The following is a 15324-nucleotide window of genomic DNA, read 5'->3' as shown; positions in this document are numbered from 1 at the left end:
TATAGCCACAAATTTAGGTATAAAAAAAGCCGACTCGTTAAAGTCGGCTAAATTTATTTTAGATTTTAGTTTCCAAGGCTCTCCTTGAATTCTTCAAATTTACTGGTAGTTTCTTCTTTAGGCCAGGTATTGTTGTTTACATCAACATCGGCGGTTTCTAAATTTGGATCTACCACCATTTTTACGATTTCCTTATTGGTAGCAATAGCTTTTGTAGCTACCTCATCGTTCATTCTCCAAAGCTGTACGGGATATCTTTTCATTTCGGTAGAACCATCGGCGTAAGTGAATTCTACTATTAAAGGCATTGGGATTCCACCCGGTTTTTCAAAAATTACCTGGTAGAAATATTTAGGATCTTTTAATTTCCTTCGTTCTTCTTCAGAAAAATTATCCATCACATACTCTTTTAAAGTAGATGAATTCTCTAAAGCAGATTTTCCCTTTAAGTTTTCATCAAACTCTTCACTATCTTCTTCTACTACATAAATTGCATCAATTTCTTCAGGATCTGCGCCGTAACGTTCCAGGAATTCTTTTCCTTCTTTCGTAGCATTATCTGTAACATAAAGCTTCTTCACTTCTTTAATTCCCATATCTACATTATGGGTAGTATAAAACCATCCTCTCCAAAACCAGTCTAAATCTACGGCTGAAGCATCTTCCATTGTTCTAAAGAAATCTTCAGGGGTGGGGTGTTTAAACATCCAACGATGAGCAAATGTTTTGTAGGCGTGGTCAAAAAGCTCGTGTCCCATTACAGTTTCTCGCAAAATATTTAGCGCGGTTGCCGGCTTACCGTAAGCGTTATTTCCTAACTGGTAAACATTCTCTGGATTAGACATAATTGGTGCGATATACTTTTGATTCCCTTTCATATAAGGAACAATTTTCGCCGGAATTCCTCTTCGAGATGGATATTGCTCTAAAGGAGTAATAGCTTCGGGATATTTTTCTCCAAATTCCTGCTCGGCAAGATACTGGCTAAAGGTGTTTAAACCTTCGTCCATCCAACCCCACTGGCGTTCATCACTGTTTACAATCATTGGGAAGAAGTTATGTCCAATTTCGTGAATAATTACACTTATCATCCCAAATTTAACTCTATCGGAATACGTTCCATCCTCATCGGGACGACCATAATTCCAGCAAATCATTGGATATTCCATTCCCTGGTTTCTAGCGTGAACCGAAACCGCTTTATGATATGGATATTGAAAAGTTTGCTTAGAATAAGATTTTAAAGTGCTGGCTACTGCCTTTGTAGACCATTCTTCCCAAAGTGGATTTCCTTCTTTAGGATATAAAGAAACTGCCATTACATCTTTACCACCAACATCTGTAGCCATCATATCAAGAATAAATTTTCTTGAAGTAGAGAATCCAAAATCTCTAACCATTTCGGCCTTATATTTCCAGGTTTTGGTTTTATTAGAAAAAGACTTTTCGGCTTCTTCGGCTTCAGCTTGAGTTCTAACTATTACAGGCTTATCGTAAGATTTCTTTGCCTTTTCATAACGGCTCATCATTTCTTTGGTATAAACATCCTTGCGGTTTTGAAGTTCTCCTGTAGCCTCCATAATATGATCTGCAGGAACGGTAATATTCACTTCGTAATCACCAAAAGGAAGGGCAAACTCACCACTGCCCCAAAATTGCATATTCTGCCAGCCTTCAACATCGTTATAAACCGCCATTCTTGGGAAGAATTGTGCAATTACATAAGCATTGTTACCATCTTTAGGAAAATGCTCATAACCACTTCTAGCCCTATCGGTAATATGGTTATTGATGTTGTACCACCATTTCATTTCAAACTCAAAAGATTCACCGGGCTCTAAAGCCTCTTCCAAATCTATTCTTAACATCGTTTGATTTATGGTGTAATTTAATTTATCGCCATCGTGAGTTAAACCTACAATATTGAAACCGCCGTCAAACGACTCTTCCATATGCTGACTTACAAAACGTTGTGGAGTAGCCACGGGACTCATTCCACTAGGATTTCGCTCTAAAGCCGGTGCATCTTTCTTACGTACGTTTTGGTCTAATTGCACCCACAAATACTCTAGTTTATCGGGAGAATTATTATAATAAGTAACCTCGGCCTCACCATCTAAACGGGTATTTTTATCGTCCAAAACGATATCCATTTTATAGTCGGCCTGGTTTTGATAATAAGCTTCTCCGGGAGCTCCGGCACCGGTTCGGTATTGATTGGGAGTTGCGAAAGTCTCGTAAAGTTGTTTAAACTTATTGTTATTCTCGTGACCTTCCTGTTTTGGTTGCTGCTCTTCGGCTTCCGATTCCTGGGCCTGAAGACCGCTTACAAAAAGCATCACTAAAGCGAAACTTAAGAGTCTTAATTTGTTCATCAATTATGTTTTAATTTAAAGATTGCTAAAAATAAATATTTTAATCAGGTTTTCCTTAAGGAAATGTGAGTTTTTCTGTCTCTTGCTGCCGCATAAGTAATAAACTTTTGGTTTTGTTATTTACTTTTACGTGCACCACATTTTTCTGGTCATCAAACAAATCGGTTAAAATCTCGTTGGTGACTTCAATTTCATCAAAAGCAGCTACGTTTTCCACTTCAATATAAAGCACCAGTTGATCGGCATCGTATTCTTTTCCCAAATAATTAAGCTGAAGCTCTTCGCCATCTATTTTCAACCTTAATTTCTGATTAAGATATTTAGAAATATGTTCAGTTACGGCGCCTTCTTCTGCTTCTTGAGAAAGCTGAATATCGGCATCAAAACGTTCGTTTAAAACATTCTGAAAATCGTCTATAAAAACCCTGGTAATAATTTGTAAACTTTGCTCCTCGTTATTGTATTCAATCTCTGTAACACTTAGGTAAAACTCGTGAGCGCCAGATTTAAATGCTGAAAGCAAAAAAAAGCTGGCCAGGATTAGGCTTATTTTTCTCATTAATCTTTTTCTCTTCTATAACAAATATTAATCCAAAGCACCTAAAGCTTTAAATTCAACTGATTTGGATTGAAAAAATTCATATAATTCTAAAGGATTTCCAAGAAGAATTTCCAAATCATAATTTTCTGCACAATAATACACAAAATTCATCACCGCACTTTTCGCTATTCCGAAGTCTTCAATTAGCGTATTTTCAGGAATTAAATAAATGGCTTTTTCAATAGTAAATTTAAATTCGTCATTTGTTTTTCTCTTCTTTAACCACGCCGTTCTACCACTAATCCCGTTTATAACCGGGTCTAAAGGTATCGTTCCGGTTAATACCCCCAAAATACTAAGCCTGGTGCCACCGGGACCTGTTGTAGCGGTATATAATTGCCTTTCTACCTGAGATGGAGGCGGTTTTCTGCGCATTGGTGCATTTAAATCGAATTTATTAAAAGTTTCAATTTCTGAAATATCTTTTGCCAGACTTCCTGAGAGCTTATGAAGTTTTACTTCATCTAATTCAGTAAGATCTTCCTCCAGTTTAATTGTAAAATTGTTCTGCTGAAGTTTTTCACGATCTATTACAATCGTTTTCTTTTTGTATTGAACCGAAGAAAAAACTAAAGAATCACCTTTGTTTACCGCTACAGAAAAATGACCTGAAAGTTCACTAACTCCACCTTTTTGCCGGGTAATGTTAATTATGTGAACCGGAGATAAAAGTGGTTCTTCGGTAATTATTTGGCCTGAAAAAATAGTTTCTTGCTGGGAAAACCCAGCAAAAGGTAGCAACAGTATAAAGAAAAAATTAATGCTTTTAATCCTTGATAAACTCATTATATTCTGGAAGCTTTTCTTTAAGAAATTCCATTAGAACCAGGGGATCATTTTTTTTGACTAATTCTTCAAAATTTGGTTTTAAGCTACAATAGTAGAGAAAATCCATAATTTTATTCAAGGGTAAAAGCAAGGTTTCAGTAAAGTACTCATCAGGCACAAATTCCCTGGCCTTATAAACCAGTGCACTTACTCTGTTATTTTCTATAGCTTTTTTAAGTTTTTCCCTTTCTCCAGAAAGCGCTCCAAAAATGAGACCAACAGGATCCATAGGACTGCTCATTGCAACCAATTTGCGCTCTTCAATACTTAGTGGTTCTCTATCAGAAAGGGCAAAACCAATGATTCGTGGATCAAAGGTTTTAATTTCTTCAATATCACTTGCCAGGTTTCCGCTTAATTGGTGCAACCTAACTTCGTCTAATTCTGTAAGGTCTTTTTGCAATTCAACTTTTAAAACTTTGGAAGATAAAATTTCAGCAGTAATTAAAATTTCTTTTTTCTGAAATTGTACTGATGAAAATAATAGCAAATCATTTTCTCTTACTTCTATAGAAAATTCACCGTTTGCTTCGGTTACCGTGCCTTTTTCAGCAGTAATATTTATAATATGAATTGGTGCTTCAATAGAATCAGCAAGAATTTCCCCTTTTAGTAGTACACGATCCTGGGAAAATAAATGAGCTGAAAAAATAAGTAGAAATACAAGAAAGAAACTGCTTTTCATCTATTCAGCTATAAGTTTGCGGTAAGATTCACTTTTATTTTCCAGAAACACCACAAGTTCTAAAGCGTGTTCTTTTTTTAAAAATTTTTCCTGAAAACCATTTTCAAAAATATAGGTTAGAAAGTTCATTATATGAGGGGTATCAATTTTTAAATGATTATTAAAGAAATAATCGTCAAACCTGTTACGCAGATTATTTACAATCTCTTTTTCCCTTTTAGCAGGAGATTTAGATTTGGCTCCTATTATGCCAAAATTTGGTTTTCCTATTATTAATCCCACCAACCCTAAAATATTCGCTCCCGCCGGTGCATGGGTTTGGCTGGCATTAAATGCTGCGTTAGGCGTACCTCGTGGAATCACGCTAGTAGGGGAAGGCGGCACATTAATAACCGGCATATTTATTACCTTAATATTGGCAATATCTTCTTCCAGGTTTCCACTAAGATTATGAACCCTTACCTGTTCGAGTTCGGTTAGGGCAGGAAGTAATTTTATATTTAGTGTTTCTTCATTAAGAATTTTAGAAGTAATCTTTATTTCTTTTCGCTGAAATTGCACCGAAGAAATTAACAGCAAATCGTTTTCTGAAACTTCTATCTTAAAATTTCCCGCTTTATCGCTTACACTGCCCTTTTCTTGTGTTATGTTAATGATGTGAATAGGAGCTTCAATACTATCGGCTTTAATTTTACCGGTGAGCTGTATTTTTTCCTGGGCACTTACTGCAAGTACAAAAAAACACGATAAAATAGATAAAAAATATTTCATTGATTGATGTTGATGATGAATAATGATGATTGATGAAGGTTTTTAAGTATTATTCCCGAGCGTGAAATGCTTTATATTCTTTACTTTTTTCTATTAGAAATTCAATTAGGTTTAATTCGTTTCCGTCTTCCAATAAGTCATTATCTAAACCGTGATCTGTAACGTAGTAAATAAAATCATTTATTTTATCTTTTTCAATATCCAGGTTGGTTCTAAAAAACTCATCGTCATAAAGATCCCGTAATTTTTCGTCGAGTTCCTGTTTCGTAAAAGGATTGTTTTCAACCTCAGCCCCTACAAGGAATTTAAAGATGTTCACAAAGTTGAGTCCGTTTACCAGCCTGGTATTTCCGGCAGCCAGAGCTGCATTTCTTCCGGGCCCCATTAAAGAATCGGGTTGTCTTCTAACATTCAAGGCTTCCAATTCGGCTGCAGAATACCGGGGAACATCTGGGTCACTAACAGCAATTCGACTAACATCTACCCTAATATCTCCAGAAAGTTTATTATCAGATAACAGCACCTCTGGCAGTTCGGTAACAGATTCTGTTAGAAAAACATTCATTTCACCAGAATTTATAACGCCTTCTTCTACAACTACTCTAAATTCTTCAAATTGAATGGAAGAAAATACTACCGTATCATTAAGCGCAACACTTAACTTAAATTCCCCGTCGGGATTAGATATGGTACCGCGTGCGGTGTTTCGGTTAAAAATGGTCATTCCCTCTGGAGTATCTTCTTCAGGAACAATAATTTTACCGTTTACCAGAGTGCGTTCCTTCTCCTGGGCAATTAAAATACTGCTGAATAAAATAAAAATAATAAAAAATGTATTCTTTAACATAGTTGTGGTTTTCCTATTAATAAAGTAACAATTCTTAGTCCTTATTTATAGTAAAGCAGCTTGTAAACTTTTGTTAAAACCCCTATTTAGACTAATTTTAAGTCAATATATATTATACTAGCATTAGAAAAATAAAAGCATTTATGAGCAAAGCATTATTGGCCAGCACCTCAACTTTACATGGGCAGGACTACCTGGAATATTTAATTCCGGAATTAAAGGTATTTTTTAAAAATATAGATGAAGTGATCTTTATTCCTTTTGCCCGCCCCGGCGGAATTTCGCACACTGAATACACTAAAAAAGCTTCCGAAGCTTTTAACGAAGCCGGAATTAACTTACGTGGAATTCACGAATTTGAAGATATGACTGAAGCTATAACTCAAGCTAAAGGAATTTTTACCGGTGGGGGTAATACTTTTTTACTGGTTTCTGAGCTCTACCGAAATAAATTAATGCAACCGCTTAAAGAAAGTATTCAAAATGGCGCAGCTTATATGGGCACCAGTGCAGGGACGAATATCGCGGGCTTAACAATGCAAACCACCAACGATATGCCCATAGTCTATCCGCCGAGTTTTAAAACTTTGGCAGTAGTTCCTTTTAATATTAATCCGCATTATTTAGATCCCGATTCAAATTCTACGCATAAAGGAGAAACCCGGGAGACACGAATAAAAGAATTCCACACTATAAATACGCAACCCGTAATTGGACTTAGGGAAGGTAGCTGGATATTGGTTTCAGATAATAAAATTGAGTTAAAAGGTAGCTTGAGCGCTCGCATTTTTAAATCAGAAAAATTACCTTTCGAGATAGAAACCAATTCAGACTTAAGCGAATTAAATTAATATGGACTACCAAAGTATACTAAATACTATAAATGACGAACTGAGTTACCGGGATGTAACCGGCAAAGTTGCCTCTTATATTCCTGAACTCGCCAAAGTAGATCCGCGTAAATTTGGTATGCACGTTTATTGTGGAGACCGGCAACATTTTAGTTTTGGAGATAGCGAAGAGCTTTTTTCTATTCAAAGTATCTCTAAAGTTTTTAGCCTTTCTATGGCTATGCGTATTATGGGTGAAGATCTTTGGGACCGGGTAGATGTAGAACCCTCGGGAGATCCATTTAATTCGTTAAGCCAGTTAGAATACGAAAGCGGTGTGCCCCGAAATCCTTTTATAAACGCCGGCGCTTTGGTAATTTCAGATATTTTAGTAGATCAATTAGAAGATCCAAAACAGGAATTATTAGATTTTGTAAGGAAAATTACCGAAGATAATAGCATTAATTTTGATCTCAAAATTGCAGCTTCAGAACGTTCTACAGGATATAGAAATGTAGCACTGGTAAATTATATGAAAGCATTGGGGAATATTAAATGTGAAGTTGAACCTATTGTAGATTTTTACTTTCACCTCTGTTCTCTGGCAATGTCCTGCAAACAATTAGCCCAGGCCTTTATGATTTTCGCTAATAAGGGTAAAATATTAAGTACAGATGAAGAAATTTTAACGCCTACCTCTGTAAAAAGGATAAATTCTTTAATGCAAACCTGTGGTTTCTATGATGAAGCCGGGGAATTTAGTTTTGAAGTAGGATTACCGGGGAAAAGTGGTGTTGGCGGAGGTATTGTAGCCATTCATCCAGACCAGTATTCAGTAGCGGTTTGGAGTCCTATTTTAAATGAAAAAGGAAATTCAGAATTAGGAATGAAGGCTTTAGAACGCCTTACTTCGCTAACCGGTCTTTCGGTTTTTTAAACCCAAAAATTATTAAAAATAAAAAAATGCTTTCCGCAAACGCAGAAAGCATTTTTTTATAATTGAACACTGTAATATTATTAAAGCGCAGCTACGTGCTTAGCAAGTTGCGATTTTAAGTTCGCAGCTTTATTATCATGTATAATATTTTTCTTTGCTAATTTATCTACCATAGAGATAACAGAAGGCAAAAGAGCTTCAGCTTCTTTCTTCTCAGACTCCTTCAACTTTTTAATTGCGTTTCTGGTAGTTTTATGCTGGTAGCGGTTTCTAAGACGTTTGGTCTCATTGCTACGAATCCTCTTCAATGCTGACTTGTGATTTGCCATTACAAAATTGCTTTAATTATTTTTTAAAGTAGTCCGTAGGGGAATCGAACCCCTGTTACCAGGATGAAAACCTGGCGTCCTAACCCCTAGACGAACGGACCATTAATTTATTTCAAATTGCCTTTTCAGGACTTTAAAAACACAAAACTAAAACTTGTGTTCTGTTGTAGTCCGTAGGGGAATCGAACCCCTGTTACCAGGATGAAAACCTGGCGTCCTAACCCCTAGACGAACGGACCATTTTTTTGTTTCAATGCGGATGCAAAAATACAACTATTTTTGAATGCCGCAAGAGTTCCACAAAAAAATTTTAAAAATTAATATGCCTTCGCAAAAAGCACTCTTTGCTCAGACGGTTTCCCTGTAAGCACACAGCTTCCCGACTCTTTTTCGGAATTAAATGGTATACAGCGAATTGTGGCTTTGGTAAGCCCTTTTATCTTGTTTTCTGTCTCTGCAGTTCCATCCCAATGGGCAGAAATAAATCCTCCTTTTTCTTTTAAAACTTTTTTAAATTCATCAAAAGAATCTACCTCGGTGATATGTTCGTTTCTAAAATTGAAAGCTTTATCAAATAAAGTATCCTGCATTTCAACCATAAGGTGCTTCACCTTCTCCACTACTTCTGTTTGGTTTACAAACTCTTTAGCGAGGGTATCTCTTCTTGCAAGTTCAACACTTCCTTTCTCAAGATCCTTTGGCCCAATAGCCAATCTTACCGGCACTCCTTGTAATTCGTATTGAGCAAACTTCCAACCTGGTTTTTGCGTATCTCTATCATCGTATTTCACCGAAATACCGGCTTCTTTAAGATCATCAGCCAGTTTGTTGGCTACCTTAGAAATTTCTTCTAATTGTCCTTCTCCTTTATATATAGGAACAATTACTACCTGAGTAGGCGCTAAATTTGGAGGAAGTACCAAACCGTTATCATCACTATGCGTCATAATAAGCGCTCCCATTAAACGTGTAGAAACACCCCAGGAGGTTGCCCAAACATTTTCTAATTTTCCTTCTTTAGAAGTGAATTTTACATCAAAAGCTTTTGCAAAGTTCTGACCTAAAAAGTGAGAGGTTCCTGCTTGCAGAGCTTTCCCGTCCTGCATCATTGCTTCAATGCAATAAGTTTCTACAGCACCGGCAAAGCGTTCACTTTCGGTTTTACTTCCTTTTATAACCGGCATTGCCATAAATTTCTCGGCAAATTCGGCATAAATATTATTCATTAATTCAGTTTCCTCCAGGGCTTCCTGTTTGGTGGCGTGGGCGGTATGCCCTTCCTGCCAGAGAAATTCTGAAGTTCTCAGGAATAATCGGGTTCGCATCTCCCAACGCACCACATTAGCCCATTGATTGATTTTAATAGGAAGATCTCTATAAGACTGAATCCAGTTTTTGTAAGTATTCCAGATAATAGCTTCAGAAGTTGGTCTAACTACAAGTTCCTCTTCCAGTTTAGCTTCAGGATCTACTATTAATTTAGATTTATCATTAGGATCTGTCTTAAGCCTGTAATGAGTAACCACGGCACATTCTTTCGCAAAACCTTCGGCATTTTTTTCTTCAGCTTCAAAGAGATGCTTGGGAACAAAAAGCGGAAAATAAGCATTTTGATGTCCGGTTTCCTTGAACATTTTATCAAGCTGGGCCTGCATTTTCTCCCAAATGGCAAATCCGTAGGGTTTAATTACCATACAACCTCGTACTGCGGAATTTTCAGCTAAATCAGCTTTTACTACCAATTCGTTGTACCATTTTGAATAATCTTCGCTTCTTTTGGTTAACTTTTTACTCATTCTCTGGATTTGGCATAAATCTTGTATTTTGTTAAACACAATCTAAATGCAGGTTTAGTTAGCGCAAAACTAACTATTTTTGTAATGTTCAACAATAAAATACTAAGCTAATGATACGCAATTACGACTTACACAAAAAAGCAATTCTATTTGTTGCTCCTATGTTCTTGCTATTGTTAGCATCTTGCGGTTCTTACCAGTATTCTGGTTATGAGGATGGGATCTATGGTGATTCTAACCAACAGCAATCAACTTCTGAAGAGCCATCCCAATATGCTAATAATAATAAACAGGATCAGGGAAATTCATACTATAAGAACCTTTTTTCAGAAAAATCAGAATTTTATGGCCAGATGGCCGATAACATAATCTTTACCGATGTAGAATCTTACTCCTCTGCAGAAGGCGGAGAGGATGAAGTTTATTATGAAGACCAACAAGCTTATGTTGGCGGAAGAGCTCCCTGGGGTGAAGATCCAGATCAATATACTATAAACATTTACAATACCGGTTTCCACGGTGGATTTTACAATCCATGGAGATGGAATCGTTTTGGATATGGTTACGGTTTTGGAGGTTACTGGAATGATCCGTTTTTCTGGGATCCATTTTATGGTCCAGGTTATTGGGGTGCCGGTTTTGGTCCCTGGGGCGGAGGATTTGGCCCATGGGGTGGCGGTTTTGCATACGGCTCACGATGGGGCTGGGGTAACCACTTTGGCTTCGGATTTGGATATGGAGGCTTTGGAGGCTTTTATAACCCATATATAGGAAGAGGATATTTAAACAACCCATATTATGGCTATCGTAACAATTACAGAGACGTAGCTTATAATAGCGGAAGAAGAGCCAGCTATTCAGATTATGGTACAAATTCAAGGGATAATGTTTCCCGTATTAGAACTAACGAATCTTCTTATTCCAGAAGCATTCGAAATATTAGAAGCAATGATAATGCTTCAAGAAGTAGAAGTTATACCAGAAGTAATTCAGATAATTCTAACGTTTATTCCCGATCTAGCAGAAGGAGCGAACCATCTAGAATCAACACTTCTTCTTCAAGAACAAATTCGGCTATAAACAGGTCTAATAGAAGTTCAAGATCTAACTCTACTTATAATAGATCTTCTAATAGTTCTTCAAGAAGTAGCGGTACTGTTCGCAGTAGCTCTAGTAGTTCCAGAAGTTCTGGTACAAGAAGTTCAGGCGGAAGTAGTCGTTCTTCTTCATCCAGAGGTGGCGGTAGAGGATAATCAACTTCTGGCGTGAAAGTATTTTAAAAAAAATTGAATCAACCTTACAGTTTCCCGCTGTAAGGTTTTTTCTGAAATCAATAAATATACTCCGGTCTAAAACCCGGTAAACCGTAAAAGGATTTAAAAATAGTTTATGAAAAAGATATTTATAATATTGAGCATTCTTTTAGCAGGAAGCGCCCAGGCTCAAAACATTACCGATGCTTATAGATACAGTTCTGAAGAACTGAACGGAACCGCCAGGTTCCAGGCACTTAGTGGTGCTTTTGGAGCACTTGGGGGAGACTTATCTGCCATTACAGTAAACCCGGCCAGTTCTGCCGTTTTCCTTAATTCTTTTGGAACTATGACTTTGTCTCACCGTTCTACCAATAAAAATGTAGATTATTTTGGAACCGGTACTACAAATGAAAATTCAGATTTTAACTTTAATCAGGCCGGTGGTGTACTTGTTTTTGATACAAGAAGTGATAGTCCCTGGAGAAAATTTAGTTTAGGTTTAAATTATAGTCAGACCAATAATTTTGACGATGCTTTTTTGGCTACTGGAACAAGCCAGACTTCTATAGACCAGTATTTTCTAAATTATGCTAACGGCATACCATTAGATTTACTCCAAACCCGTGAAGATGAAAGCATCTCTGATCTTTATTCTTATTTAGGAGAAAACGAAGGTTTTGGAGCGCAACAGGCATTTTTAGGATACCAGGGCTATGTTATAGATCAGGCAGAGGATTCACCAGATAACACCGAGTATAATTCCTTTATAAGCCCCGGGAATTTTAACCAGGAATATCGTTCTGTGGCTACCGGTTTAAACGGAAAATTTTCTTTTAATTTTGGGACACAGTTTAAAGATTTCTTATACCTGGGTGCTAACCTAAATACCCATTTTTTAAACTACGACCGTAGTACAAGGTTTAGAGAAAACAACAGAAATTCAGGTAGTGCTACCAATCAGGTAATTTTTAATAACAACTTAAGCACAACCGGAGACGGATTTTCTTTTCAGTTAGGTGCGATTGCCAAAGTAAGTGATAGATTTAGAGTTGGCGCATCATACCACTCTCCCACCTGGTTTAGTATCGTGGAAGAGGCTACCCAGTATCTCGAAACAAATAACGAAGCGAATGAGCGGGTGGTTGTAGACCCCAACGTTTTAAACCTCTACCCTGATTACAATCTTAAAACTCCCGGTAAAATTACCGGTAGCCTTGCTGTACTATTCGGTACCAAAGGATTAATTAGTTTTGATTATTCCTACAAAGATTATTCAGCAACTGAATTTAGACCTACAGATGATCCCGAATTCGATTTTCAAAATGGTCTTATTTCAGAAGAACTTCAGGCGGCTTCTACTTTTAGATTGGGTGGAGAATATAGAATCAATAACTGGAGCTTAAGAGGCGGTTATCGTTTTGAGCAAAGTCCCTACGCTAACGAATCTACTGTAGGCGATTTAACCGGCTATTCGGGTGGTATTGGCTACGATTTTGGAAGTATGAAATTAGACCTTGCCTACACCAACGCAAATTACGAGGAAAATGCAAGACTTTATGAAACTGGTTTAACCAATACGGCAAATATAGACAGAGACCTCTCCAAAGTGATTTTATCGCTTAGCTTCGGCTTGTAGGAAAACGATCTTTTGTTTTTAACTTAAAACGCCCTTTTTGGGCGTTTTTTAATTTAAACCCTATACTACATCCTCTTATATCACTATTTTTCAGTAACTTATACAACCTATTTATTGAAGCCTCATCTATCATAGCTGCATTACTAACATTTAAATACACAGTTATGAAGTCAATTTTTTACTGGATGATGCTAATTCCTTTTTTGGTATTTTCCCAAAATCAGTCAGATAACAATGAGGAATATCTCATTGTTGGATCCACTATTTTTTCAGCAAAAAGCGATAAAATAAAAGAGTTTTCTGAAGGTATGAAAAATCACAATGAGCAGTTTCATGCAGAAGGAGCTATGGGAGTACGAATTTTTACAATCATGAATGGCCAAAATGCGTATGATTATATGGCGGTAATTGGGCCAATGCCGTGGAGTGCTTTTGATGAAGCCAGCCCTACCCAGGAAGCACATGATGAAGACTGGACCAATAATGTGATCCCTTATTTAGAGAGCGAAGAGGAAGTGACTTTTTGGAGATTCCATAATAAATTATCTCATTTTCCTTCTAATTTTGAAATGAGCAAACTTAGAGTAAGCGTTTGGGACATAGCAAGAGGAAAATATGAAGATATGATTTCTAAGCTAGAAATGGTAACAGGAGTTTTAAAGGAAAAATCACCTGAAACGCCTTTCGCAATTTACACCAATGAATTTTCGTCTACCAACTCTGGCCAGGATCTTTCTGTAGTATATTTCTTCGATGATTTTGCCTGGCTGGGAAAAGATCAAAAGCTTAAAGAGAAGTTTGAGGAAGTTCACGGGGCTGGTTCTTTTAATTCTTTTACACAAGATTGGATGAATATTACCAATGGCGCTTCTCAGGAACTTTGGGTTTATAACCAAAACCTAAGTGGGATTGGCCCGCAGGTAACCACTTCTACCGAAGATTAAAATTTAAAAAATGAGTTATAAAAAAGTCAGCATAGAAAAATTTTCTATGCTGACTTTAATTTTTACATAAACTTCCTCTTCAGTATGCATCTATTGAAAAATTTAATTTAATTCCTTAAAAACTCAAAATTTCATATCTTGTAAAAAATTAACAGTTTATCATGTTTGAGTTTGACCAGGAAACCTGGATTTACTTCGCGCTTATTGCGGCTTTTCTCGTTTATTTTATTTGGAATTCCCGTAGAGCAAAAAAGAACCGTAAGGCTCGTAAGAACAGAAATTTTAGAAGGCGCTATATGGAACGCCGAAGAGAGGAAAAATCTGAAACTAATATTTAACTTCTTAGCCTCATTAATTGCCGCCTTAATTCTTCATTTTGTACTTTTGAAAAGTAAATTACTTTACCAGGGAAGGCAAAGTCTTAAGTAAAATAATTTAGGTCCGGGACTAAAAATTTAATTTGAAAAAGCCTGGAATTCAAGTAAGAATTTTGAGTATTTTAATTTCAATTATCCAGTAAGAAACAAAACATTTATATGAAGATATATACAAAAACCGGTGATAAAGGTACTACTGCCCTTTTTGGAGGCACCAGGGTTCCCAAACACCATATTCGCATAGAAAGTTACGGCACTGTAGACGAACTTAACTCTCATATTGGACTTGTTCGCGATCAGGATACCGGCGAACATACCAAACAGGTTTTAAGCAGAATTCAGGATAGGCTCTTTACTATCGGCTCTACCCTGGCGACAGATCCTGAAAAACAAAAATTAAAAAACGGAAAAGAGCGATTAAATATTCCTAAAATTTCGGCAGAAGATATAGAAATGCTGGAAAAAGAAATGGACAAAATGAATGAGGAACTTCCTCCTATGACTCATTTTGTGCTTCCGGGAGGCCACCAAAGCGTGTCATTCTGTCACATTGCGCGGTGTGTATGCCGGCGTGCAGAGCGACTTGCCACAGCTTTACACGAAATTGAAGCTTTTGACGATAAGGTTTTACAATATCTAAATAGACTATCTGACTATCTATTCGTACTGGCACGGATGTTGTCTAAAAAATTAGAGGCCGAAGAGGTAAAATGGATTCCCGAAAAATCTTAGTTCTTATTTTAAGGCTTCAGCAAGAATTATTCAGTAAAATCTATAATTTTAGCGTATGTTCTTAACAGTATTGATTAAATAATAGATTTTTTTCTTGGCTATTACCACAAAAAATTTATTTTTGCAAAAATAATAAACCTGAGCAACCCATGTATTGGACTTTAGAATTAGCATCTTATTTAAGTGATGCACCCTGGCCTGCAACTAAAGACGAATTAATTGATTACGCCATTAGAACAGGTGCTCCACTAGAAGTAGTAGAAAACCTACAGGCGATTGAAGATGAAGGAGATTCGTATGATTCTATTGAGGAAATTTGGCCCGATTATCCCACTGATGAAGATTATCTTTGGAATGAGGATGAATATTAAATAATAACA

The 15324-nt window shown here is 36.7% G+C and carries 17 protein-coding genes and 2 tRNA genes; 8 read left to right on the top strand and 11 right to left on the bottom strand.

Annotated elements, in window-relative coordinates; all coding sequences use genetic code 11:
- Positions 1-65: 65 nt before the first annotated feature.
- Genes BM084_RS00195 through BM084_RS00170 form a run of 6 tightly spaced genes read right to left on the bottom strand, consistent with a single transcriptional unit; the run spans position 66 to position 6107 of the window.
- Complete coding sequence (locus tag BM084_RS00195) at positions 66-2375, bottom strand: M1 family metallopeptidase (protein ID WP_093301931.1); 2310 nt, start codon at positions 2373-2375, stop codon at positions 66-68.
- Positions 2376-2430: 55 nt separating this feature from the next.
- Positions 2431-2934, bottom strand: coding sequence for a DUF6702 family protein (locus tag BM084_RS00190; protein WP_075326196.1), 504 nt, complete (start codon positions 2932-2934; stop codon positions 2431-2433).
- 27 nt (positions 2935-2961) lie between these two features.
- Complete coding sequence (locus BM084_RS00185; protein ID WP_075326195.1) at positions 2962-3762, bottom strand: carboxypeptidase-like regulatory domain-containing protein; 801 nt, start codon at positions 3760-3762, stop codon at positions 2962-2964.
- Positions 3743-4489, bottom strand: a complete 747-nt coding sequence (locus BM084_RS00180; RefSeq protein ID WP_075326194.1) for a carboxypeptidase-like regulatory domain-containing protein — start codon at positions 4487-4489, stop codon at positions 3743-3745. The genes BM084_RS00185 and BM084_RS00180 overlap by 20 nt, the downstream gene beginning before the upstream one ends.
- Entirely contained in the window at positions 4490-5260 is a 771-nt protein-coding gene (locus BM084_RS00175) for a carboxypeptidase-like regulatory domain-containing protein (RefSeq protein ID WP_093301929.1), read from the bottom strand.
- A 49-nt stretch (positions 5261-5309) separates the two neighbouring features.
- Positions 5310-6107: a peptidase associated/transthyretin-like domain-containing protein gene (locus BM084_RS00170; protein ID WP_075326192.1), complete on the bottom strand. Its 798-nt coding sequence runs from the start codon at positions 6105-6107 to the stop codon at positions 5310-5312.
- 143 nt (positions 6108-6250) lie between these two features.
- Here BM084_RS00170 and pepE point away from each other — a divergent pair, with 143 nt between their 5' ends.
- Together pepE and BM084_RS00160 are read left to right on the top strand one after the other, a co-directional pair.
- On the top strand, positions 6251-6958 hold the full coding sequence (pepE, locus tag BM084_RS00165; protein ID WP_075326191.1) for a dipeptidase PepE: 708 nt from the start codon (positions 6251-6253) through the stop codon (positions 6956-6958).
- 1 nt (position 6959) lies between these two features.
- Positions 6960-7874 (top strand): glutaminase, encoded by a 915-nt coding sequence (locus BM084_RS00160; RefSeq protein WP_075326190.1) that lies wholly within the window; start codon positions 6960-6962, stop codon positions 7872-7874.
- Positions 7875-7954: 80 nt separating this feature from the next.
- Here BM084_RS00160 and rpsT read toward each other — a convergent pair whose 3' ends face one another.
- The 4 genes from rpsT to proS form a co-directional block, all read right to left on the bottom strand.
- Positions 7955-8203, bottom strand: coding sequence for a 30S ribosomal protein S20 (gene rpsT, locus BM084_RS00155; protein WP_075326189.1), 249 nt, complete (start codon positions 8201-8203; stop codon positions 7955-7957).
- A 29-nt stretch (positions 8204-8232) separates the two neighbouring features.
- A tRNA-Glu gene (locus tag BM084_RS00150) sits at positions 8233-8304 on the bottom strand.
- Positions 8305-8370: 66 nt separating this feature from the next.
- Positions 8371-8442 (bottom strand) — tRNA-Glu (locus tag BM084_RS00145).
- 78 nt (positions 8443-8520) lie between these two features.
- Positions 8521-9999: a proline--tRNA ligase gene (proS, locus tag BM084_RS00140; protein WP_075326188.1), complete on the bottom strand. Its 1479-nt coding sequence runs from the start codon at positions 9997-9999 to the stop codon at positions 8521-8523.
- A 110-nt stretch (positions 10000-10109) separates the two neighbouring features.
- On the opposite strand from proS, the gene BM084_RS00135 reads away from it, so the two are divergent.
- Both BM084_RS00135 and BM084_RS00130 read left to right on the top strand, forming a co-directional pair.
- Complete coding sequence (locus BM084_RS00135) at positions 10110-11252, top strand: hypothetical protein (RefSeq protein WP_245764314.1); 1143 nt, start codon at positions 10110-10112, stop codon at positions 11250-11252.
- 136 nt (positions 11253-11388) lie between these two features.
- A complete protein-coding gene (locus BM084_RS00130) occupies positions 11389-12891 on the top strand; it encodes an OmpP1/FadL family transporter (RefSeq protein ID WP_093301925.1) in 1503 nt (500 codons plus the stop codon).
- On the opposite strand, the gene BM084_RS19635 is transcribed toward BM084_RS00130, so the two are convergent.
- Positions 12875-13024 carry an HK97 family phage prohead protease gene (locus tag BM084_RS19635; RefSeq protein WP_143083604.1) on the bottom strand — a complete coding sequence of 50 codons (150 nt, stop codon included), beginning with the start codon at positions 13022-13024 and terminating at the stop codon, positions 12875-12877. The genes BM084_RS00130 and BM084_RS19635 overlap by 17 nt on opposite strands.
- Positions 13025-13055: 31 nt before the next feature.
- On the opposite strand from BM084_RS19635, the gene BM084_RS00125 reads away from it, so the two are divergent.
- From BM084_RS00125 to BM084_RS00115, 4 genes are all read left to right on the top strand, one after another.
- Positions 13056-13835, top strand: a complete 780-nt coding sequence (locus BM084_RS00125; protein WP_143083603.1) for a hypothetical protein — start codon at positions 13056-13058, stop codon at positions 13833-13835.
- Between the two features lie 161 nt (positions 13836-13996).
- Entirely contained in the window at positions 13997-14173 is a 177-nt protein-coding gene (locus BM084_RS19050; protein ID WP_177195632.1) for a hypothetical protein, read from the top strand.
- A gap of 198 nt (positions 14174-14371) precedes the next feature.
- Positions 14372-14944 carry a cob(I)yrinic acid a,c-diamide adenosyltransferase gene (locus BM084_RS00120; protein WP_093301924.1) on the top strand — a complete coding sequence of 191 codons (573 nt, stop codon included), beginning with the start codon at positions 14372-14374 and terminating at the stop codon, positions 14942-14944.
- Positions 14945-15093: 149 nt separating this feature from the next.
- Positions 15094-15315 (top strand): DUF2795 domain-containing protein, encoded by a 222-nt coding sequence (locus BM084_RS00115; protein ID WP_008272287.1) that lies wholly within the window; start codon positions 15094-15096, stop codon positions 15313-15315.
- Positions 15316-15324: the final 9 nt, after the last annotated feature.

It is taken from the genome of Salegentibacter agarivorans, assembly GCF_900113135.1.
GTDB lineage: Bacteria > Bacteroidota > Bacteroidia > Flavobacteriales > Flavobacteriaceae > Salegentibacter > Salegentibacter agarivorans.
This window is presented reverse-complemented; position numbering and strand designations above follow the sequence as displayed.